Raw genomic sequence first — 21,806 nt, 5'->3', positions numbered from 1 at the left:
TGAGTTACTGGTAGCATGCCTACAGAGGACTTGCGCATCAGATGCACGGTATGCCCGTCGTATACTAAAAAATCAAAGACCCTGCCACTCACGTAAAGTTAGCACAATCTTTGATTTATTTTTTAATAATTGTATACTCATTTGCTAGTGATTTATTCAATATTACTAATAGAATATTGGAATACTCATCGTCATACTAAAACTACGAACACATCTTGCTCCTAAATCTTTATATTTATAAAAACAATTAATTTGTTAAAGAATAAAACTAAGAATCTTGAAAGTAATCTCATTTACTAACTTACAATTCCGTACGATTTTCAATCGCTCTTAATAACGTGACTTCGTCAGCATACTCAATATCTGCTCCTACAGCTAATCCTCGAGCCAAACGCGTCACTTTTATACCTGCTGGTTTAAGCAAACGAGATAAATACATGGAAGTCGCTTCCCCATCTGCTGTCGCATTGGTTGCTACAATGATTTCTGTAATTTCACTATCCATGAGACGAGTCATGAGACTTTTTAGATTGATATCATCAGGACCAACACCATTCATTGGAGAAATCAATCCATGTAAAACATGGTAGAGCCCGTGATATTCTTGGATATTCTCCATAGCTGCAACATCTCGGCTATCTTCGAGTACCAAGATGGTTGTCTGATCCCTAGTCGAATCAGTACAAATTGAGCACGGATCATCATCAGTCAAACGACCACAAATAGAACAATAGGTCAGCTCTCTCTTAGCAGAAAGGAGATTTTTTGCAAATTCATTGACATCGTCATCAGACATCCCAATCGTATAAAAGGCCAGACGCGTAGCCGTCTTAATCCCGATACCTGGTAACTTAGAATAACTGTCAATCAGCTTGGCAATGGGTGTTGGATAAAGCATGGCTTCCTTTCTAATTCATTGGATGGTGTTGGTTGTATAGATTGATAATGTCGCGAGCAATTGCTGGCCCAACATTTTTGGTTAAATTGGTATTATGAGGAAAGACTACTGCAACTGCAATTTGAGGATTTTCTGTTGGAGCATAGGCCACGGCATTGGTATTATTAGCTTCTTGACCACCAGCTACATAGCTTTCACCTGTACCGGTCTTACCACTGATAGAAACAGTGGCGCCATCTGAAAACGCCCGTCCTGTCGTAAGGGGACTAGTTCCATGCGATACTTGGTAAAATCCTTGGTGCAAGATTGCCATATCTGATTCAGAAATATTGACCTTGTTGATTTCCTTGGTATCTATTGCTTGGATTAATTCCCCAAGGCCACCCTTATCATTGTTGTCGTATATTCCCTCGACAATATGTGGAGCTAGACGAACACCATTGTTAGCAATAGTTGCAACGTACTGGGCTAATTGCATCGGTGTGTAGTTATCAAACTGGCCAAAAGCATTGGTGATGTAATTAGCAAAGCTATACTCTTTGGGAACAAATCCAGTAGATTCATCTGGTAGGTCAATTCCGGTCGCAGCCCCCAAGCCATATTCGCCAAAGGTCGCACGAAGTTTTCCCATAGCTGTTTCCAAATTGCTGGTTCCAACAAACATATTTGGTTGATAGGTCTGGCCCATGATTCCAAGAGCGGTTTGAACCATGTAAGCATTGGATGAATACTCCAAGGCTTCCACAGCTGTAATAGGAAAAGATCCATATGCCAATTTATACCAAGAATAAATTGGAGCTGAACCTTGGAAAACAATAGGCTGATCTGTTAAGGTTTGGTTTCCTGATAAAACACCATTTTCCCAACCGGAACTGATGGTCGCCGCCTTGACAACCGAACCTGGGACAAAGACATTGGTTACCGTTCCCAAGGAATCTGGCGTCAACTCTCCCGTTTTCAGGTCATGTTTGATCCCTGACATGGATAACACAGCACCTGTTTTTGGATTAAGGGCGACTGCATACACACCCTCAGAATACTTGGCTCCACCATTTCCTAGCTCGGAATTGAAATAACTTTTCAGCAAAGCATCCACACTATCTTGGAAGGCCAAATCAATGGTCAGCTTGATATTGTTTCCCTTACTACCTTCCTCAATTGTATCCACGCTTTCCATATTGCCATATTTATCCAGATGGATTTCTTTTACCGAGCGTTTTCCTTGTAAGGTCTCTTCATATTGCTTTTCCAAATACGAGGTTCCAACACGGTCATTTAGAGAATAGCCTTTTTTAAGATAGGCTTCTGCTTCTTCCGCTGGGAGACCAGCTTTTTCACTGGATACACTCCCTACTATAGAAGAAAGGGAAGTTTCCAAAATCTTTCGATCCCAAGAAGTAGAAATACTAATGCCAGGCATCTCCTTTGAAATAGAGGCAATAACAGCCACCTGAGAATCATTTAGAGGATCTGTCGCAATGGTTCCTGTCGCAAAGTTTCCAACAGCATTTAACTGACTAAAAAGATAGATTTCTTTCTTTTCATCCTCTGTATAGTTTAGTTGACTTGTTGGGACACTATCGACCGCATTGTTATACAGTTCTGATTCGGATAGGCGATTACCATCTGAATCCAAGCGTTTCTCCCTTGGGAGAGCTTCCACTGTTTTTTTATAGATTTCAGGATCAGCCAAATAATAATCAGCCAGCTGGCGTTCTGTCAAATTTGGCGAACTGATGCTCACATAAGTCAGTAACTTTTTAGCTGTTTCTTTTAAGTCTGTAGCCGTCATTTTATTGCTACGCGTAAAGGAAACAACCTGCTTTAACGTATTTTCTACCAAAGGTTTTCCACTAGCATCATAGATTTCCCCACGAGCAGAACTGGTTGTGACCTTGGTCTGACTAGCTGAGGCTAGCTTTTTTTCGTAAAAATCCTTGTTCAAAACCTGCATATACAACAAACGACCAATAATGGTCATAAAGAGTAAAATGACGATTGAAAACAATAAATTAAGCCGAATCGGAATCGAATGGCTGTTAAATTTTCTCATACAAATCAGTCTCATTTCTAACTTAAAATCTTACTCTTAATTGTACCACAATTTGAGCAGAAAATTATGGAAAAGAAAGAAGCTTTTTTTCGTTTTTACAGTAAGATACGTTTTTATTTATCCATCTCTATATTATATGTTATAATGAATGTAAAAGTTCAATAATCTAGTCTTTTTCCAACACGACTCATTTAAAGGAGCCTTCCCTATGGACAAACCAGATATCGCAACTGTCATTGATTCGCACTTTGAAGAAATGACAGACCTTGAGCAAGAAATTGCACGCTATTTTTTACAAGTAGAAACATTTACTGATGATTTATCTTCTCAACAAGTAACTAAAAAATTACATGTCTCTCAAGCTGCCCTCACTCGTTTTTCTAAAAAATGTGGTTTTACAGGATATAGAGAATTTGTTTTTCAATACCAACAGCAAGCAGGCAATCAAAATACTCATCTACCTAATCATAGCCCTCTTACCAAACGTGTTCTAAGAAGCTATAGCAATATGCGAGAACAAACACAAGATCTGATTAATGAAAAGCAACTCGAACGTGTTGCTCAATTAATCGAAGATGCAGAACGTGTTTATTTTTTTGGGACAGGTAGTTCTGGTCTTGTCGCTCGGGAAATGAAATTACGTTTTATGCGTCTGGGTGTTGTCTGTGAAGCTCTAACGGATCAAGATGGATTTGCATGGACAACAAGTATAATTGATGAAAATTGCTTAATCATTGGCTTCTCACTTTCTGGTACAACTCTTTCTATTTTAGATAGTTTACTCGATGCAAAAGAAATGGGAGCAAAAACTGTCCTTTTCACCAGTGTTCCTAATAAAAACAGTCAGGCTTATACAGAGATGGTTCTTGTCGCCGCACATAGTCAACCGTCTTACATTCAGCGCATTTCCGCTCAACTTCCTATGCTTTTTTTCATTGATTTAATTTATGCTTACTTTTTAGAAATCAACCGTGAAAATAAAGAAAAAATCTTTAATAGCTATTGGGAAAATAAAAAACTAAATGGTTATCGTAGACAAAATCGTGTTAGAAAATCCTAGTTTGGCTTAGCCAAACTAGGATTGTTTTGTTTTAAAATGATAGTAGGCTCCCAACATACCTGCAGTATTTTGATGCTGGGCGAATTCTAATCTTGTTTTCTCAGCCAAACTTGGTACCAAGGCTTCTTTCAAAGCTGCACGAATTTTTGGTTTCAGAATCGCTTCCTGTCCCATAATTCCGCCACCTAGAATAACTACTTCTGGATTGGCAACATAGCAGATATTAGCTAATCCTTTTCCAAGATAGTCTACCATGCGGTCAATACCTTCCATACAAAGCTTGTTCCCTTCAGTAGCTTCTTTGAAGATGCGTCGACCATTCCACTGATCAACTTCTTCTCCATGTGCCTCAGCTACATATTTCACTAAAGCTGTTGTAGAAGCTAAATCTTGGAATGCTCCATCCTGCATATGCATATATCCAACTTCACAAGCTGAATTGCTAAATCCATGGAAGACCTTACCATCCATAATCAAGCATCCACCGATACCTGTTCCGATTGTCAAGCAGACCGTCACACTTGCTCCCTTACCTGAGCCAGATACAGCTTCAGCAAGACCTGCACAGTTGACGTCATTTTCAATCTCACAAGGGATTTCAAAGGTAGTCTCAACTTCTTTTTTAAACTGAGTTCCAGCATAGTTAGGAATTTGAGGGCCTGCATAGAAGATCTCCCCTTTATCCGGATCCACCATTCCCGCTGAAGAAATGGCTACCCCTGCTACAGAACCTTTTTCTAAATAGCTGGCTACAATATCTTTGGTCTTTTGTAAAATGTGTGGACCACCCTTATAGGCCTCAGTTGGCATTTCATGCGATTCAACAAGTTGGCCTTCTTGGTCGATTAAACCATATTTGATATTAGTTCCACCGATATCAATTGCAACGTAGTGTGTCATATATACCTCCTTTTGGATTAGAGGAAGCGCTCCTTAGTTTCACGAATTAATTGCGCTGCTGCTTCTACAACTGGACGATCTTCTTCAGTAACTGGTGTTAATGGAGAACGAACAGATCCGATGTTAAGCCCTTCATTGATTTTTAATACTTCTTTAATAACGCAGTACATATTACCATGTGCAGAAGTTAATTTACCGATAATCGCATTGATTGCATATTGCAATTCACGCGCAGTTTCCAAATCTTTGTCTGCAATCAATTGGTTGAGTTTCAAGAAGAGTTCTGGCATCGCTCCATATGTACCACCAATACCAGCTTTGGCACCCATTAGACGGCCACCTAAAAACTGCTCATCTGGACCGTTAAAGACGATGTGGTCTTCTCCACCAAGGCTAACAAAAGTTTGGATATCTTGAACTGCCATAGATGAATTCTTAACACCGATAACACGTGGGTTTTTCAACATTTCAGTGTAAAGACTTGGTGTCAAAGCAACACCGGCTAATTGAGGGATGTTGTAGATAACATAGTCTGTATTTGGTGCAGCAGAGCTGATATCATTCCAATATTTAGCAACTGAATATTCAGGCAAACGGAAGTAAATTGGAGGAATAGTGGCAATGGCATCTACTCCCAAGCTTTCTGCGTGACGAGCGAGCTCCATACTATCTTTAGTATTGTTACAAGCTACGTGAGCAATAATCGTCAATTTGCCTTTAGCAACTGCCATAACTTCTTCCAAAATCAATTTGCGGTCTTCAACGCTTTGGTAGATACATTCACCAGAAGAACCATTAACATAAAGACCTTGAACACCTTTATCAATGAAGTATTGAACCAAGGCACGCGTACGTTCTGGACTCACTTCTCCTTGATCATCATAACATGCGTAGAAGGCTGGAATGACACCTTCGTATTTTTTCAAATCTGACATAGATTTTCTCCTATTATTTTTTATTTTCTGCTAAAGCAGATTCTTTCTTTACTATTTAAGTATACACTTTACCGAAAAGGCTTTCAATATCTTATAGGCACTTAGATTTTAGTTTCTTGCTTATAGAATAGCATTTGGAGCATTTGAAAGTAGTTTCAGAAATAATTGCAACCCTTACTCATACTTAGCAAATAGCTTTTCCATCACTCCTACTTGTAAAAAAGCAAGAAGTCCAAAACCAAAGAGAATAAAAGCGGATCCTCCCAATAGAAGGGTAAAGGCTGATAGATAGAGAACCATAATGATTAGTAAAAGAATGATCAACATCAGGAAGAACCATGGAAAGTTTAGACTTGCTAAAATCAATCCTTTTTGAAGAACTTCCTTCCAAGATAAATCATAACGTGCAGCGATAGGATAACTAGCCAACATCACAATGGTAAGGAAAATTAGAATACCTAAACAAATAGCTTTAACTAATTGAAAAGGAAGAGCTGTTTGTCCCCAGAAGAGATAAAGGTCAGACAGGCTTAGTAAGACAACGCTCAACTCTAAAAGACCCAATTGAAAACCCAGCTTTATATTTTGCCTGAAAACTCTTAGATAGGTTCTAAAAACTGGAACACGTCTACTTTTCTTTATCTCAAAAATTGTCTCGTAAAGGCTAATCTTAGCTACTCCAATCGTAACAATAGGCAAACAAGTTACTACAAAGAGAAGATTGACTGTTACAATATCTAAAACCTTCTCACTAATTCGCATTAGAAAATTATCTGTATCAAATGCAGCCTTTATGAGACTTCTTCCTTTTTGTGACATGTTTGCTCCTCCATCATTTTTCTTTGTAAACTGTTTTCTTTTTGTCAGTAAAGCTTTCATCAGTCTCTACCATGAACAAATCTATTTTTTCTTTTGGACTTTTTTCTATTTTTATCTATGGACATATAATCTATATATATCCCGGACAGCGAAACAATTAAAATAGTACTCCAAGTATGCTCATTAAATCCATCTAGCCCTCCACGGATTATCATTGCAAGCACTGTCCAAGCTAACATATTCAATAAAAAAATTAAAAGTACCTTCATTCTCATATTTTAAAAGTTTAGACGATCATTGCTCTGAACAAACATAGTGACAATAAGACCTCATCTCTCTACCTCACAAAGATCAATTTCATGGTAGAGCATTATAAAAGCTTTACAAAAAAACAGTTCTTATTATTTTTAATCAATCAAAATTTTAAAGAGATATTTACGAACTTGATCTTCCATACCTGCATAACCATTTGGTTGATGTGGCTCTCCTGGGAAGAAAATCGCAAAATTGTGATAACCTAACAATAGGGGATACTGTTCATGACAATGGACAAAACCAATGTCACTTGCTTCGTCAAAAGCTACTGCTTCATCTTTGATACGTGAACCGTAGCTCGAATATTCATGCCCTTCTACCAACAAATGCAAGTCAGCATAGTTCTTGTGATGTTCAAATTGATCATTTTCAACTTTATTTAGGACATTTTCTTGAACAACTAGAAAGACCTTATCTCCATCAATATCATATTTTCCTAATTCGAACGAATCTTTACGATGTTCATAAAGATAATCAATTGCCTTGTCAAGATTTGGATGGATTCCTTTATAAAAGCTAATATTTTTTAAATCGTCAAAAATCATTATTTTCTCCTTTAAAAATCGTCATTAAGCGATTAAAACTAACACCTCCAACAGTGTCATTCACTGTCGGAGGTTTTTAGATCATGCTAGCAATAGCAAATTTATACTGTGAAAGAAATCGTTTCTTATCCTTTAACAGCTCCCATAGTGATACCTTGTGTGAAGGATTTTTGGAAGACTAAGAAGACTGTTACGATTGGCACGGCTGCAAGAGCGGCACCTGCCATGATTAAACCATAGTTGGTTGCCATTTCGGCCTGCATGGTCGCAACCCCAAGTGAAATAGTCAAATTGTTACGTGAAGTCAACATAACCAACTGCATGAAGTAGTCGTTCCATGTATTGATGAAGGTAAAGATTGCAAGAGCCGCAAACCCTGGTTTCACAATTGGGAAGGCTACGCTCCAGAAAGTACGAATCTCACCACAACCATCAATTTTAGCTGATTCAAGCAACTCTGTTGGGATATTTTCACTAAATTGTTTCATGAGGAAGACCCCAAATGGCCATCCGATTAATGGCAAGATAACTGCCCAGAGAGTGTCATGAATTCCCATAAAGTTGACAATACGTACCAAAGGTACAAGAACAACTTGCTTTGGAAGTGCCATGGCTGCAATAAAGATTGCAAAGAGAATGCGTTGACCATAGAAACGTTTTTTAGCTAGTACATAACCTGCTAGAGAAGAGGTTGCACAGACTAAAAACATGGTTACAAGTGAGATGAACACTGAGTTCCACATCCACTGCAAAGCAGGGTTTTGCACCATAAGTTGTTGGAAGTTTTCCATGGTTGGCATTTTAGGGAACCATTGTGGTGGAATTACGATTGTATCTGGCTGAGATTTAAAGGCACCTGTCAAGATCCAGTAGAATGGAAAGATGAACAGCACAGTCAACAAGAGCAAGATAATAGTTGAAATAACAGTGAAAGCTGTTAAGGGTTTCTTTTGTGTAGATTGCATAGCTGTCTCCTTTCGTTAGTATTCTACATCGTTTCCAAGCACTTTAAATTGAACAAAGCTGACGATAGCAATCATAACCGCTAGGAATACACCGATTGTGTTGGCATATCCATACTCTGTCAATTGGAAGGCTTTTTCGTAGAGATAGTACATCAAGGTACTTGTTGAGTAGTTTGGACCACCTGAAGTCAAAAGCTGAATCAAGGCGAAACATTGGAATGAGTTAATTGTTGTAATAATAGCGATGTAAAGTGTTGTTGGAAGGAGGCTTGGCCATTTAATCTTCCAGAAAACTTGTAGCTCAGTCGCACCATCAACACGCGCTGCTTCGACTAATGAATTGTCGATATTACCCATGGCAGCGATATAAAGGATAATCGGTTGACCAACAGACGTTGTCAAAAGGATAATCATAATCGCCATCAAAGCCCAGTTTTTATCACCCAACCAAGAAATATTTTGACTGATAATATGACTTGACTTAAGGACAAAGTTCAAAATCCCTGATAGTGGATCGTAGATCCATTTCCAAACTACCGTAACGGCAACACTACCTGTTACAACTGGTAGGAAGAAGACAAAACGATAGAAAGATCTAGCAATGGCATTTTGATGATAGGTTTGAGATGCCACGAAAAGTGAGAATAGTACAACAACTGGTACAGATCCTATAACCAAAATAACTGTATTAATCAATGATTTTGTAAAGACTGGATCTTTAAACATACGAATATAGTTATCCAAACCTACAAACTCAAATTTAGTCATAGAGTAGTTAAAGAAACTTGTAATGAATCCCATAATCATAGGAGCCAATACAAAGATGACAAAGAAGAATAACACTGGTGCTAGGAAAGCATAGGAAATAACTGTTTCCCTCATACGAATTTTGTTAACTTTCACAGTCGGCACCTCTCTTTCAAATAGAATAGTTTTTTGATATTTTGGACTGTTTTAAAATCAAAATGAAATTTTTCAAACTCAACTTATGTAAGAACTTCATTTTAATTTTCATACGACAGTCCCATGCTTTTAAAATAAAAGCCTCCCTTTTCTTACATGGGCTATGTACAGGGAAAAGGGAGGACTCAATCTGACTTAGTGCTTATTATTTAGTAGCTTTTTTAATTGTTTCGTTAGCTTTTTCAGTGAAGGCTTTCAAAGCATCCGCTGGTTTTTCGTCACCATTTGATACAGATTGCAACATTGGGAACCAAAGTGTTCTCATTTCAGCAAAGCCATTGATAGTGTTGTAGTATGGTGAGTAGTATTTAGTCCAACCACTGATTGTTTCCATACGTTTGTCTTCATATAGTTTACCAAATGAAGTACGAACTGGGAATGCACCTGTACGTACAACGTCTTTTGGACCCCATTCTTTATCATCCGCGATAAATTGTACAAATTTCTTAGATGCTGCAACTTTCTTGTCATCTTTATTGTTAAATACCGCAAATCCGTTTACAAGGTACTCAAGAGCTGGTTTACCAGAATCTGATGGGAATGGCACTTCTACCACTTCTACTTTACTTGCTTCCAAGAGTTTCGCTTGGATTCCGTTTTGAGCTGGTGCCCAAAGGATTGTGTAAGATGTTTGTCCGTTCGCAAAGTTTTGGATATCTGCTCCACCGTCAAATTGTGAACCATTGTTCAACAAGCCATCTTTAATCCAGCCTGCTGCTTTTTCAAGACCTTTTACAAATTTAGGATCATCAGTTGTATATTTTGTTACTTCTTTATCTGTTACAGAAGCTCCATAAAGGTTAGAAATGAAGGCACGTGTTCCTTGGTCTCCCCCTTGACCAGAACTGAACAATGAACCTGGAGTATATCCTTTGCCTTTAAGAGCTTTCAAAACTTTTTCAAAGTCATCTGTTGTCCAACCTTCTTTTACAAGATTAGCAACTCCAGCCTCTTCCAACATTTTCTTGTTCATAGCCATATAGAATGGTGCTGAACTGATTGGATACATATACGCTTTATCTCCAGCTTTACTTGCTTGTACGATATTTTCGTTGTTAACATCCTTGACAAATTCGTCTGTGAAGAGGTCATTCAACTCAGCCAATTTACCATTCTTACCGTATTGGATGATACGTCCTGGTGCGTCAAAGAGTACGTCTGGAGCAGTTCCTGCTTCAATAGCTGTAGTGATTTTTTCAGGACCAGACTTAAAGTCGATTGTTTCCAATTTCACTTTGACATCTGGATTTGCTTTTTCAAAAGCTTCGATGATTGATTTTTCATAAGTACCAACACCGTCACCAGTTTTTTCTTGAGTGAAGACTGGGAATGCCCACCATGTAATCTCTGTTTTTCCGCTATCGCTACCAGATTTTGCAGCGTCTTTGCTTCCTCCAGAATTTCCACAAGCAGCAAGGCCAAGAACTGCAGCACCCGCAAGTACTGTACAAGCTAGTTTTCTAAATTTCATTTGTATTCTCCTATTTTTTAATTAGCGTATCCATATGGGATAGTGAGTAATTGACATTATATACGTTTTCATTTGTTTTGACGCATCTACCACTCTCCTCTGTTTTGAGATTGTGTTACTTGAGTCCGGCAACAAAACGTTCTGTAATCTCTTTTGGTCTAGTGATAGCTCCACCTACAACAATGCCTCGAACTCCATATTCATGGATTTGCTTAGCTTGTTCTGGTGTATGAATTTTTCCTTCAGCTATTACATCAACTCCTGCTTCACAGAGCTTTTTAATTAGTTCAAAGTCTGGACCATCCACCTTTGGACTATAAGATGTATATCCTGATAAAGTAGTACCTACAAAATCAATTCCTGCTTCAACTGCTGCTATACCTTCTTCAAAGGTACTTGTATCAGCCATCAATAGCTGGTTCGGATACTTCTCTTTAACCTGACGAATAAATTCTTGAATTTCTAGACCATCATAGCGTTCGCGCTTTGTACAATCCAGAGCAATTACCTCAATGTCGAGTTCAGCTAGTTCATCAACTTCTTTCATAGTAGCAGTGATGAAGGGTTCTTGTGGTGGATAATCTCGTTTGATAATCCCTATAATTGGAAGTTTAGTTACTTCCTTAATTTCTTTGATATCACGAACACTATTGGCTCTGATACCGACTGCTCCACCTTGCTCAGCCGCTTTGACCAGCAAGGGGATGACTCCTCCCGCTTCTGTATAAAGCGGTTCGTGAGGAAGGGCCTGACAAGAAACGATGATTCCATCTTTAATTTGTTCAATCAAAGCTTCTTTGCTAATTTGTGGCATCCTATCTCCTCCTTTTCTTTGTTTTTATGAGTTTATTATACCTCATTTTAAAAGCGCTTTCAATACTTTGTTATATGATAGATTGCAGTTTCAATAGTATTTTATTGAACAGATCAGCCTGAAAGTAGTTTTAGAATTTTAATTTTACTATAAAAGAGATGAACGAAATTAAAAAGACAGCAAGAATTAAACTTGCCATCTTTTCGTTGTGAATGATAATGATTATTTAATTAAGCAAAAACTAGTATTTTCGTTTCTTTCCTAAAGTTAAGATAGACAAGAAAGCAGTTATTAAACCAAGAGAAACTAATGTAGCAGTTTCCTTACTTCTAGTATTCGGAAGCACTTTTTCACGAATCACGGGAACTTGGTAAGTTTTATCTTGGCTTACAAATCGAGGAACAAGCGATACAGGTTCCTTATACTCTGAATATTCGGGTACAGCCGTATCAGCAACACCTGTTAATCCTGGATTTTCTTTTACAGTAACTACATTAGATGTGTGTTCTGGAAATTCATGGATTGCTACTTCTGTTCCATTGACGCCACCTCTGTACTCAGGCAACTCATTCAAAGTTGCTAAAACAAAATTAGCACCTCCTGTAAATTCTAGAATCTCAGTAACTAGAGTTTCTACTCCATTTAATCCACCTGTAAATTCTGGAACTTCATTTGTCGTAGCTTCACTTCCATTCATGCCATGAGTAATCTTAGAACCAACTACTGAAACTGGTAAATTATGCATACTTTCGATAGCGCCTTCTGCTAAGCCTGTAACTTTTTGACCAATATCCTCAGGATCTACTGTAAACAACAGAGTCTTGGTATCATACTGCGTCATAAACGTAGCTGTCTTGCCATTTGCAAGCTGTAATGTTGGTGCTTGATTGACCAATACTTCTGAATCAAATTCCATGGCAATAATGCCTTGCCCCATATGAACTGCATGTGTAACTCTTGCTTCGGTTGGAGAAACCATATCCTTACTTAAGAAATCCCAATTGAATTTCTTATAAGACAAGGTATATTCGTTTTGGTTGTTATCTGCATGCTCATAAAGCAAACCATATTCACCATTTCCAAGATCTTGAATAGAATTGTAGGCAAACTTACCACTTTGAATAGGGTTATGCTTAAGCCAAGTCAGCTCCCCATTTTCTTCGACACGAGCTAAGTGTACCAATCCGTTGAAACGCCCTGGTCCACCTGCGTTACTAAGAACAATATATTCCTTTCCATCATGCATCGTATGAATAGCGGCCAATTGAACATAAACATCCTTGACATCAGCATAACGTTTTATATCATTTTCCCAAGTTACCCCACCATCTTTACTAGTAGCAACTTGAAGATCCCCCGTCAAACCACGCATGAAGAGCTTGAGATCTCCATTATTTAATTGTACAACAGAAGACTCAGTATTTTGAGCACCTGGATTATTCATGGTACTTGAATCAATCACAGTTCCATCAGTCAGTGTACGCTGATCATTCACACCACCTCCCATATGCCAAGTCTTGCCATGGTCATCTGAGTAGATAATTCGAGATGATTGAGAACCGTTTAAGTGGTTGGTCTGGTTTGTTGTATAAACAGGTACAACGATTCGACCTTTATGAGGTCCAGTATGAAGAGTAATCCCTGTTCCAGGCCCAACCCCTAAGAATTTCATCCAATCAGCTTTTACCATTGGGGTAATATCTTGAGGTGCTGACCAAGTCTTACCATCATCATCACTGTAAGACATCCATAGATAAGAATCCTTAGCAACTCTAAATGGAGACGTTTTATTACTTGTGAAATAAATATTTCCTAATAGTTGATCTCCTTGATACAGATCTCCTTTATCGCTATAAGCTGGTTTCACTGGATTTACAACAACACGGTAATCTGTTGCTTTGCCATCTGGTGTATACACTGTACCATTTTCACGAATTGTGTAGGAACCTTCTTCGCCTTCTTTGTAGAGGATTTGGTAAGTTTTTCCATCGATTTGTTTATAGGCTTCTTCTCTTTGAGCAGCCATCCCAAAGATTCCTTTCCCTTCTGGGAACATATCATAGACTGAAAAAATTCGTTTTGTTGCAGGATCTTGAACCAAAACCATATCGATGTTCACTGGTGAACCGAGTGATGGATCAGAAGCTTTTGGATTGTCTCGTAAATTTGTAATAGTTACTCGGTCGCTCCATGTTTGCCCCTTATCCTCACTTCGTCTAATGACCATACCGATATCGCCCCAGTCATATTGGTGTAAGCGTCTCTCATCTGCACCAGCAATCAAAGTACCTTTATCTGTCTTAAGAAGTGCAGGAATACGATAACTCTTGATACCATCTTTATTTGGTTTGTTATGCATACCACCTTCAAAGACATCTTGTTTTTCAGTAACTTTAGCCCCTTCTGGTAGCTTTTGTTCCAGATCAGATCTCTCAAACAATTGACTCCGTTTTTGAACTTCCTCTGGAGTTAATACACGATCATAAACACTTAAATTACGAATCTGTAAATTTGCTCCCCAAACTGAGCTCCCTGCCCGATTTGTTGCACCAAGTTGAGCATGGGTAATATCTGGCATATCCTTGATAAATTTACCAGACTTCAAGCTAGTACGCGATAAAACACCATTTACATAGAGTCTAACTTTTCCTCCTGGATTTTCTGCATTCGGTCTTTCAACAGTAAAGGTAACTGAATTCCACTGTCCAGGCTTAATTTTCAATGGAGCATCTGTATATTTATCATAAAATTGTGTTCCATTTGCATCACGTCCCTCAATTAAGGCTGTATTATTGAGAACAGCCATGGTAAAGTACTCATCTTTTTTCTTATCACTAGACACTGAGAATAAATTATAAAATGCTGGAGCTTTTGCATCTGGCTTGAATTCCATATGAATGGTCGCATTTTGAAGTTTCTTTAATGTATCTAATTCACTGGCTAAGTCTACACGCTGACCATTCTTCGAATTTGTTTCAACATCTTCTTTTTCCACTACTGGAGTTGCGTTTGCGATGTCTCTAGCATAATAATCTCGAGGAATCACTCCCTCTTCTTCTTTATCTTGTTCCTTGTTAGTAGCTTCTGTGGATGTAGAATCTCCTTCTGGTCTATCAGTAGGAGCTGGTGTATTGTCAGCTACAGGTGTATTTGTTGGAGTGGCCGTCTCTGCTTCAGTAGTCTCGTTTTTCTTCAACTTATCTTGATCAACTTCCACACCATTGTCTTTCGCTGTTGCCAATTTTCCAGCTAGTTCACTATCTAAATGGGCAAGACTTCCTGAAGAGGGTTCTTTTGGTAATTCCGATAAGCCTGGATTGTTATTTTCAGCAGCGGTTACAGTTGAGTTTCCTTGTTCATTTGCCAATACAGGATTTACTCCAAAGATCACTGCACCAATGGTTACAGAGGCTACACCCACTGCAAATTTACGAATTCCATATCTCTGTTTTCTGTCAACATATTTCTTATCCATCTTTTTTCCTTTCACTTCTATATAATTAAAGCGCTTTCTTTTTATTTTAAAATTTTTACTCCCCATAAATATGGAGATACTATAAGAAAGTAAGAAACAAGCGGGAGCCCCCATCAGTCTCTCTTTCTCTGTCTAGCTATCTGAATGGCAAACAGTAGCTATTTTACTCCTTTCCTAGTGACTTTTCCTTTATTATACAATAAAGTTATTGTTTTATATCGGACTTATCATAGAATAGATTTTTCTTTCAGAGATATTTTGATATTTTAATATTTCTGAAAGTACTTTCTGTTTTTGAAATAAAAAGAGTGAACTCTATTGCACTAAATCCAAAAAGCTAGACTAAAATATCTAACTTTTTGAGGCTGTACAATAAGAATCTCTCAATAATTATTTCATATATTTAAAAGGAATTTCACTTCCACATAGCCAGTTGTAGACTTGGTCATTGACAAAGACATTCATGGCTTCGTGGGCATACTCAGGCATGATGCGATAGGACTTATCGCAGGTCAGGCGGTTGTAAATCGCAAACTGGGTAATAGGATAGCAAACATCATCATCCAAACCTGTAATCATCTTGACCTCACCCTTGATACGATGGGCAAGATTTTTCACATCGATATAGGCAAGGGTTGCCATAATTTCTTCTTCTGTCTCATGGAAAGGATCGTGAAACTTAAAGTATCGAAATAATTCATCATAGGCTTCGCTAGTATTACCAATTTCTAGAACACGTCTAAAATCTGACAAGAATGGATAGATAGCTACTGTTCGTTCAATACGAGGGTTGAGTGCTGCAGCAACCAAGGCTAGTGCTCCACCTTGCGAAGCACCATAGCTAGAAAGTCTCTTCTCATCGACTTGAGATAGACTAGCAATGATTTCAACCAACTGGTAAGTATCCAGATAAACATCCTTATAAAAGAGCTGGTCTCGTCCTTCCACTGCGCCCCTGATAATGTGCCCTTTCACAGTATTTCCCAGAGGTGAGCGCAAACCATCTTGAGAATAACCTGATTGACCTCGCACATCCATAGACACAACACCATAACCAGCTACAGTAAAGGCCAGCATATCTGTCCAATCCCAACCACGACCCATATAGCCATGGAAATGGAAAATCACAGGAACTTTTTCTTCAGTCTTTGGAAGGACTAGGCGCGCATAAACTTGACCTTCATTAGTACCTTTAAAACTTAGCTCATAGCACTTGACATGGGGAATGTGAAAATCTTGTTCCTCTAGCTGATATTCAGGAAGGGCTAATACATTTTTCAATTCTTCATTCCAGAAAGCATCAAAGTCCTCAGGAACCTCATCTCGTCCAAGATAAGTCTTCATTTCCTCTAACAAAGCTGGATTTTTCATAATATGCTCCTTTTAATTTTGTAATCGCTACCACAACTGTAGCATAACTAAGAAAGCAATGCAAGAAATAAAAGTAAATAGAAAGTGATTTTAACTCCTTTGATTATAGAAAAAGCTACTGAAAGTAGTTTTAAACAAGAAGAGCCTGGGATAAAAAGATTTTGATTTTAGGAATTCTTTATTATAATTTTTTAAAATCAATAGATTAGACAAAAAAACGAACAAGACAGAATTCTGAGTATCAGATAACTAGTTTTGTTCGCTTTTTATATTTAAGGTTAGACTTTTATCTCAGACTCTAATCTATTCACAATTTAGTTTTTGTCTTCTTTCTTTTGGAATGTACTTTGATAATGTACTTTAATCGTTACTGTCATGTGAGAGTCCTCATTTCTTTTTGATGACTCTAGTATAAGGGCCAAACCTGAAAGCTAGCTTAAGATTTCCTTAGAGAAAGCTTATACTCAATGAAAATCAAAGAGCAAACTAGGAAACTAGCCGTAGGTTGCTCAAAGCACTGCTTTGAGGTTGTAGATAAGACTGACGAAGTCAACTCAAAACACTGTTTTGAGGTTGTGGATAGAACTGACGAAGTCAGTAACCATACCTACGGCAAGGCGACGTTGACGTGATTTGAAGAGATTTTCGAAGAGTATTAATCTAAATGTTCTTTCTTTTCTAAATGAAGGGCAATCATACGCCATTCAGGATCCTCTTGCCATCCATCAATAGAACTGATATAGCTAGCCACCTTTCTAGCTTCTTCTAAAATCGGAAAATCTTCGATAATATCAGCTACTTGAAACTCAGGAAGTCCAGACTGTCTGGTTCCGAAAATTTCTCCAGAACCTCTCATTTTCAGGTCCTCCTCAGCAAGAACAAAACCATTAGTTGTTTCTGTCATGATTCGCATGCGGTCTTTCCCAGAATCCGTCTTGGGATTGGCAACGAGAACAGCATAGGACTGCTTGTCCCCCCGACCGACACGACCTCTGAGCTGGTGAAGCTGGCTGAGACCGAAGCGATCGGCATCCATGATGATCATGACGGTCGCATTGGGAACATTGACCCCGACCTCGATAACCGTCGTCGAAACCAGAATATCCGTTTTTCTCTCTTTAAAATCCTGCATAATCTGGTCTTTTTCATCACTCTTCATCTTACCATGTAGAAGAGCCACCTCTGCCTTACCTGCAAAATGAGCTGTCAGCTCCTCTGATAAAGCAATGGCATTTTTCAAATCCAGAGCTTCAGATTCTTCAATCAAGGGAGAAATGACATAGGCTTGGGAACCTTTTTGAATTTCCCCCTCTAACCAAGTCAAGACCTGAGGTAGTTGCTCATGCTTGATCCAGCGTGTCACAATGGGTTTCCGACCCGCCGGCAACTGGTCAATCATCGAAACATCCATATCTCCAAAGGCTGTGATGGCTAGCGTCCGTGGAATGGGAGTCGCCGTCATCATGAGTACATCTGGATTGTCGCCTTTTTCCCGTAAAATACGCCTTTGCCCCACACCAAAACGGTGCTGCTCATCGATGATAATCAAACCCAGGCGAGCATAATCCACCCCATCCTGAATCAGAGCATGAGTTCCGATAATCAAATCAGCCTCACCCTTGGCAATGGTCTCCAAAACTTCCCTCTTTTCTGCAGCTTTCAAGGATCCTGTCAAGAGAGCGAGTTTCAAGTCTGGAAAAAGGTTCTGTAAACTCTCAAAATGTTGCTCTGCAAGGATTTCTGTCGGTACCATGAGGGCTGCTTGGTAGCCAGCTGTCACTGCCGCAAACATGGCCAAGCCAGCGACTACCGTTTTTCCGCTCCCAACATCTCCTTGTAGGAGACGATTCATGTGGTGGTCCGACTTCATGTCTGTCAAAATTTCCTGCAAACTCTTTTCCTGAGCTTGAGTCAGAGAAAAAGGAAGATTTTCTTTGACAGCTGTCACTTTTTCCTGAGACCAGTTCAGAACCAAACCGCTTCCATGAACTCTATTTTCAGACTTGAGCGTCTGCAATTGCATTTGGAAATAAAAGAGTTCCTCAAATTTGATACGGCGAAGGGCCTGCTTGTATTCTGCCAAATCCTTAGGAAAATGCATGGCACGAACAGCCTGACAACGGGACAGGAGTTTGTATTTGTCCAGCAAAGACTGGGGAAGATTTTCCTCTATCAAGAGGTCCAGTCCCTGATCAAAGGCCGTTTTGATGACCTTAACCAAACTGACCTGACTGATTCCCTGAGCCAAGCGATAAACAGGTTGGAGGTCATCTTCCACCTGAGCCAGAACCTTCATCCCAGTCAAACTAGCCTTGGCACGGTCCCATTTTCCAAAGACGGCAAGAGTTGCTCCCAACTCTATCTTATCTGCTAGATAGGGCTGGTTAAAGAAATTCACCGCAAAAACGACTTCTCCCTGCTTGAGGCTAAAGCGTAGGCGATTACGCTTGAAACCATAGTACTGGACACTAGCAGGAGTCACGACTTGACCAGATAGGACTGCCTTCTCCCCGTCTTCCAGTTCCAGCACTTGCTTGGTTTTGAAGTCTTCATAACGGAAAGGAAAGTAGAGCAAGAGTTCTTGCAAGTTTTCAATTCCTAGTTTAGCGTATTTTTCTACTGATTTTGGTCCCACACCAGGTAAGACATGCAAGGGTTGATGTAGATTCATGCTCCACTCCTTTCTTTTCTAATCATATTCTCTCGGAATGCGGTCGCTGAGAAGACAAACCACCTCATAGTTAATAGTCCCGCGATAGGCTGCTACCTGAGTAGCTGTGATTTCCTTGCCCCCGTTAGAACCAATCAAAGTTACCTTGGTTCCCAGTGGGTAAGGCTTAGGCAGACGAATGGTGATTTGGTCCATAGAAACCCTGCCGACGATTGGGCAAGCTTGGCCATCTACCAAGACAGAAAAATTCTGCATGTCTCGTGTCCATCCATCCGCATAGCCGATTGGCACAGTCGCGATGACTTGCTCGCTATCCGCCTGATAGGTAGCTCCGTAGCCCATACAAGCTCCAGCTGGAACTGTCTTGACGTGAACCAAGGCAGATTCCAAGGTCAAGGCTGGAGTCAAGTCATAAGGCAAGTCCAAAACCTCTCCGCTTGGATTGAGACCATACATAGCATCTCCCATACGAACCGCATTGAAAATAGTCTCTGCATGCCAAAGAGTCGTTGCCGAATTACTGGCATGAATCAAGTCTGGAAGACCTTTCATACTTGACAGAATGGTTTTAAACCGTTCCAACTGCTCATTAAAGTAGGCATCTGATTCCTCATCAGCCGTAGCAAAATGGGTAAAAATCCCTTCAACACGAACCCCCTCTTGCTTAAGTATATCTTGAGCCTGATCAGCCTGACTTGCTTCTCTAAATCCAATCCGACCCATTCCAGAATCAATCTTGAAGTGGACCGTCAAGCCAGCTAAATCTGATTCCTTAGCTATAAGTGATTGAACCCACTCCAATCCTGCTACTGTCAAGGTGATCTTAAATTCTCGAGCTAGTTTAACGGATTCAATCTCCGTCACTCCTAAAATAAGTATTTTCTTGTCAATTCCAGCCTGACGAAGTTCAATGGCTTCATCAATATTCGAAACGCAAAAACCGTCTACATCTTCTTGGATCGCCTTGGCAACAGCGACTGCTCCATGACCATAGGCATTGGCCTTGACCACTGCCCATTTTAGCGTGCCTTCAGGGATATGATGTCCTATCTGCTCAATATTTTGTCGAATAACTCCAAGATTGATCAAAGCCTTGGTTGGTCTATGTGGACTAGCTTTCATGATTTTCCTCCAAGATGACACTGGCTGTCACAAACTGATCTGTATGGCTGATAGACAGCCAAATTTTTCCTGAAAATGGTGACTGACTAAAATAAGGCGCCCCGCGTTCATTGTTCAATACTTCCAAATCCTGAAAACCTAGTTTTCCAATACCAGTTCCCATAGCCTTGGAAAAGGCCTCCTTAGCCGACCAGCGACCAGCCAAATATTCTATTTGTCTGCGCTCTTTAAGACTGTTAAACCGTTCCATTTCCTTTGCAGTTAAGACTCGCTTGGCAAAATCTGCATGCCGTGCAACTGCTCTTTCTATCGAAGCCAACTCTTCGATATCAATTCCATGTCCAACTATCATACTCATCAAAAGGAGTTGAGAATCCCCCAACTCCATCCTTCTCACTTATTTTGTTAAGCTCTCATAGATTTCTTCTACCAAAGCTTCTGTATTTTCCCAACCCAAGCAAGGATCCGTAATTGAGCAACCAAAAACCTCTGGTTGATTCTGACGACCATCTGCTAAATAGGATTCAATCATAAACCCACGAACTGTCTTCTTAATTTTCTCATTCCAATCACGATTTTGTAAGGTCTGGCGAACAATCCGAATTTGCTCCATATATTGCTTACCTGAGTTATCATGGTTGGTATCAATGAGGATAAAAGGATTCTCAAGGCCCATAACTTCATAGCGCTCAATGGCATGTAATAAGGTTTCATAATAGAAGTTAGGTTCATTTTCCCCATATTCATTAACCGCCCCACGAAGGATAACGTGAGCCAAAGGATTTCCTGAAGTTTCTACTTCTTGTCCATGAAAGAGGAAGGTCTGTTTGTTCTGAGCAGCGTATATTCCGTTAAACATAACACCCAAATTTCCAGAGGTAGGATTTTTCATTCCTACTGGCGCATCAATCCCTGAGGCCACAAAGCGATGTTCTTGATCCTCTACAGAACGGGCACCAACGGCATGGTAGCTGACCAAATCATCTACCAAAACCAAGTTTGATGGATAAAGCATCTCATCTGCCGTCGTCAAACCAGTCTCTGTAATCACGCGGTAGTGCAACTGGCGCACAGCCTGTAAACCATTAATCAAACTAGGCGCCTTTGACGTATCAGGCTGGTGAACCAAACCCTTATAACCATCTCCATTGGTGCGAGGTTTAGCAGTATAAACACGCATAACCATGAAAATCTTGTCCGCCACCTTCTTCTGCAAGGCAGATAAACGGCGTGCATATTCCAAGACAGCCTCTTCGTTATCAGAAGAGCAAGGACCAATCACCAAAAGGATACGGTCATCTTCTCCTGAAATAATGTCTGCCAATTCTCTATCACGACGCTCCTTTAGACACAAGGCTTCCGCAGACAATTGGGTTTCTGCCTTGATTGCTTCAATATCGATTTCTTGACCTTTTTCAATAAATGCCAT

The 21,806-nt window shown here is 39.6% G+C and carries 19 protein-coding genes; 2 read left to right on the top strand and 17 right to left on the bottom strand.

Going from position 1 to position 21,806, the window contains the following annotated elements; genetic code table 11:
* Positions 1-301: 301 nt before the first annotated feature.
* Positions 302-898, bottom strand: coding sequence for a recombination mediator RecR (recR, locus tag QZ114_RS04735; protein WP_295500131.1), 597 nt, complete (start codon positions 896-898; stop codon positions 302-304).
* Between the two features lie 10 nt (positions 899-908).
* Complete coding sequence (gene pbp2b, locus QZ114_RS04730; protein WP_295500129.1) at positions 909-2,966, bottom strand: penicillin-binding protein PBP2B; 2,058 nt, start codon at positions 2,964-2,966, stop codon at positions 909-911.
* Between the two features lie 193 nt (positions 2,967-3,159).
* On the opposite strand from pbp2b, the gene QZ114_RS04725 reads away from it, so the two are divergent.
* On the top strand, positions 3,160-4,011 hold the full coding sequence (locus QZ114_RS04725; RefSeq protein WP_295500127.1) for a MurR/RpiR family transcriptional regulator: 852 nt from the start codon (positions 3,160-3,162) through the stop codon (positions 4,009-4,011).
* 15 nt (positions 4,012-4,026) lie between these two features.
* On the opposite strand, the gene QZ114_RS04720 is transcribed toward QZ114_RS04725, so the two are convergent.
* From QZ114_RS04720 to QZ114_RS04670, 11 genes are all read right to left on the bottom strand, one after another.
* Positions 4,027-4,911 carry an ROK family protein gene (locus tag QZ114_RS04720; protein ID WP_295500125.1) on the bottom strand — a complete coding sequence of 295 codons (885 nt, stop codon included), beginning with the start codon at positions 4,909-4,911 and terminating at the stop codon, positions 4,027-4,029.
* A 17-nt stretch (positions 4,912-4,928) separates the two neighbouring features.
* Entirely contained in the window at positions 4,929-5,846 is a 918-nt protein-coding gene (locus QZ114_RS04715) for a dihydrodipicolinate synthase family protein (RefSeq protein ID WP_295500123.1), read from the bottom strand.
* A 174-nt stretch (positions 5,847-6,020) separates the two neighbouring features.
* Positions 6,021-6,665, bottom strand: coding sequence for a YesL family protein (locus QZ114_RS04710; protein WP_295500121.1), 645 nt, complete (start codon positions 6,663-6,665; stop codon positions 6,021-6,023).
* Positions 6,666-6,724: 59 nt separating this feature from the next.
* Positions 6,725-6,934 carry a hypothetical protein gene (locus QZ114_RS04705; protein WP_295500118.1) on the bottom strand — a complete coding sequence of 70 codons (210 nt, stop codon included), beginning with the start codon at positions 6,932-6,934 and terminating at the stop codon, positions 6,725-6,727.
* A gap of 138 nt (positions 6,935-7,072) precedes the next feature.
* On the bottom strand, positions 7,073-7,525 hold the full coding sequence (locus tag QZ114_RS04700; protein WP_295500116.1) for a YhcH/YjgK/YiaL family protein: 453 nt from the start codon (positions 7,523-7,525) through the stop codon (positions 7,073-7,075).
* 125 nt (positions 7,526-7,650) lie between these two features.
* Entirely contained in the window at positions 7,651-8,490 is an 840-nt protein-coding gene (locus tag QZ114_RS04695; protein WP_049521897.1) for a carbohydrate ABC transporter permease, read from the bottom strand.
* 15 nt (positions 8,491-8,505) lie between these two features.
* Positions 8,506-9,372 (bottom strand): carbohydrate ABC transporter permease, encoded by an 867-nt coding sequence (locus QZ114_RS04690; RefSeq protein ID WP_295500284.1) that lies wholly within the window; start codon positions 9,370-9,372, stop codon positions 8,506-8,508.
* A gap of 226 nt (positions 9,373-9,598) precedes the next feature.
* Positions 9,599-10,924: an ABC transporter substrate-binding protein gene (locus tag QZ114_RS04685; RefSeq protein ID WP_295500113.1), complete on the bottom strand. Its 1,326-nt coding sequence runs from the start codon at positions 10,922-10,924 to the stop codon at positions 9,599-9,601.
* Positions 10,925-11,039: 115 nt separating this feature from the next.
* Positions 11,040-11,738, bottom strand: coding sequence for an N-acetylmannosamine-6-phosphate 2-epimerase (locus tag QZ114_RS04680; RefSeq protein WP_295500111.1), 699 nt, complete (start codon positions 11,736-11,738; stop codon positions 11,040-11,042).
* Between the two features lie 241 nt (positions 11,739-11,979).
* Positions 11,980-15,213, bottom strand: coding sequence for an SIALI-17 repeat-containing surface protein (locus QZ114_RS04675; RefSeq protein ID WP_295500109.1), 3,234 nt, complete (start codon positions 15,211-15,213; stop codon positions 11,980-11,982).
* A 390-nt stretch (positions 15,214-15,603) separates the two neighbouring features.
* Positions 15,604-16,584 (bottom strand): acetylxylan esterase, encoded by a 981-nt coding sequence (locus tag QZ114_RS04670; protein WP_295500107.1) that lies wholly within the window; start codon positions 16,582-16,584, stop codon positions 15,604-15,606.
* Between the two features lie 467 nt (positions 16,585-17,051).
* Between QZ114_RS04670 and QZ114_RS04665 the strand changes: the two genes are divergently transcribed.
* A complete protein-coding gene (locus QZ114_RS04665; protein ID WP_295500104.1) occupies positions 17,052-17,216 on the top strand; it encodes a hypothetical protein in 165 nt (54 codons plus the stop codon).
* A gap of 23 nt (positions 17,217-17,239) precedes the next feature.
* Here the strand turns inward: QZ114_RS04665 and recG are convergent, their stop codons facing one another.
* Genes recG through QZ114_RS04645 form a run of 4 tightly spaced genes read right to left on the bottom strand, consistent with a single transcriptional unit; the run spans position 17,240 to position 21,806 of the window.
* The gene (gene recG / locus QZ114_RS04660) at positions 17,240-19,255 is read right to left on the bottom strand and encodes an ATP-dependent DNA helicase RecG (protein ID WP_295500102.1); all 2,016 of its coding nucleotides are present in this window, start codon (positions 19,253-19,255) and stop codon (positions 17,240-17,242) included.
* Positions 19,256-19,273: 18 nt separating this feature from the next.
* Positions 19,274-20,377, bottom strand: coding sequence for an alanine racemase (alr, locus tag QZ114_RS04655; RefSeq protein WP_295500100.1), 1,104 nt, complete (start codon positions 20,375-20,377; stop codon positions 19,274-19,276).
* On the bottom strand, positions 20,367-20,729 hold the full coding sequence (acpS, locus tag QZ114_RS04650) for a holo-ACP synthase (RefSeq protein ID WP_295500282.1): 363 nt from the start codon (positions 20,727-20,729) through the stop codon (positions 20,367-20,369). The genes alr and acpS overlap by 11 nt, the downstream gene beginning before the upstream one ends.
* Before the next feature lie 45 nt (positions 20,730-20,774).
* A complete protein-coding gene (locus QZ114_RS04645; RefSeq protein WP_295500098.1) occupies positions 20,775-21,806 on the bottom strand; it encodes a 3-deoxy-7-phosphoheptulonate synthase in 1,032 nt (343 codons plus the stop codon).

This window comes from uncultured Streptococcus sp. (assembly GCF_901875575.1).
Lineage (GTDB): Bacteria > Bacillota > Bacilli > Lactobacillales > Streptococcaceae > Streptococcus.
This window is presented reverse-complemented; position numbering and strand designations above follow the sequence as displayed.

What these genes read in the sequence shown, in the direction of transcription:
- recR (WP_295500131.1), bottom strand. Translation starts at nt 898, where the DNA reads ATGCTTTATCCAACACCCATTGCCAAGCTGATTGACAGTTATTCTAAG.
- pbp2b (WP_295500129.1), bottom strand. Translation starts at nt 2,966, where the DNA reads ATGAGACTGATTTGTATGAGAAAATTTAACAGCCATTCGATTCCGATT.
- QZ114_RS04725 (WP_295500127.1), top strand. Translation starts at nt 3,160, where the DNA reads ATGGACAAACCAGATATCGCAACTGTCATTGATTCGCACTTTGAAGAA.
- QZ114_RS04720 (WP_295500125.1), bottom strand. Translation starts at nt 4,911, where the DNA reads ATGACACACTACGTTGCAATTGATATCGGTGGAACTAATATCAAATAT.
- QZ114_RS04715 (WP_295500123.1), bottom strand. Translation starts at nt 5,846, where the DNA reads ATGTCAGATTTGAAAAAATACGAAGGTGTCATTCCAGCCTTCTACGCA.
- QZ114_RS04710 (WP_295500121.1), bottom strand. Translation starts at nt 6,665, where the DNA reads ATGTCACAAAAAGGAAGAAGTCTCATAAAGGCTGCATTTGATACAGAT.
- QZ114_RS04705 (WP_295500118.1), bottom strand. Translation starts at nt 6,934, where the DNA reads ATGAAGGTACTTTTAATTTTTTTATTGAATATGTTAGCTTGGACAGTG.
- QZ114_RS04700 (WP_295500116.1), bottom strand. Translation starts at nt 7,525, where the DNA reads ATGATTTTTGACGATTTAAAAAATATTAGCTTTTATAAAGGAATCCAT.
- QZ114_RS04695 (WP_049521897.1), bottom strand. Translation starts at nt 8,490, where the DNA reads ATGCAATCTACACAAAAGAAACCCTTAACAGCTTTCACTGTTATTTCA.
- QZ114_RS04690 (WP_295500284.1), bottom strand. Translation starts at nt 9,372, where the DNA reads ATGAGGGAAACAGTTATTTCCTATGCTTTCCTAGCACCAGTGTTATTC.
- QZ114_RS04685 (WP_295500113.1), bottom strand. Translation starts at nt 10,924, where the DNA reads ATGAAATTTAGAAAACTAGCTTGTACAGTACTTGCGGGTGCTGCAGTT.
- QZ114_RS04680 (WP_295500111.1), bottom strand. Translation starts at nt 11,738, where the DNA reads ATGCCACAAATTAGCAAAGAAGCTTTGATTGAACAAATTAAAGATGGA.
- QZ114_RS04675 (WP_295500109.1), bottom strand. Translation starts at nt 15,213, where the DNA reads ATGGATAAGAAATATGTTGACAGAAAACAGAGATATGGAATTCGTAAA.
- QZ114_RS04670 (WP_295500107.1), bottom strand. Translation starts at nt 16,584, where the DNA reads ATGAAAAATCCAGCTTTGTTAGAGGAAATGAAGACTTATCTTGGACGA.
- QZ114_RS04665 (WP_295500104.1), top strand. Translation starts at nt 17,052, where the DNA reads ATGAAAATCAAAGAGCAAACTAGGAAACTAGCCGTAGGTTGCTCAAAG.
- recG (WP_295500102.1), bottom strand. Translation starts at nt 19,255, where the DNA reads ATGAATCTACATCAACCCTTGCATGTCTTACCTGGTGTGGGACCAAAA.
- alr (WP_295500100.1), bottom strand. Translation starts at nt 20,377, where the DNA reads ATGAAAGCTAGTCCACATAGACCAACCAAGGCTTTGATCAATCTTGGA.
- acpS (WP_295500282.1), bottom strand. Translation starts at nt 20,729, where the DNA reads ATGATAGTTGGACATGGAATTGATATCGAAGAGTTGGCTTCGATAGAA.
- QZ114_RS04645 (WP_295500098.1), bottom strand. Translation starts at nt 21,806, where the DNA reads ATGGCATTTATTGAAAAAGGTCAAGAAATCGATATTGAAGCAATCAAG.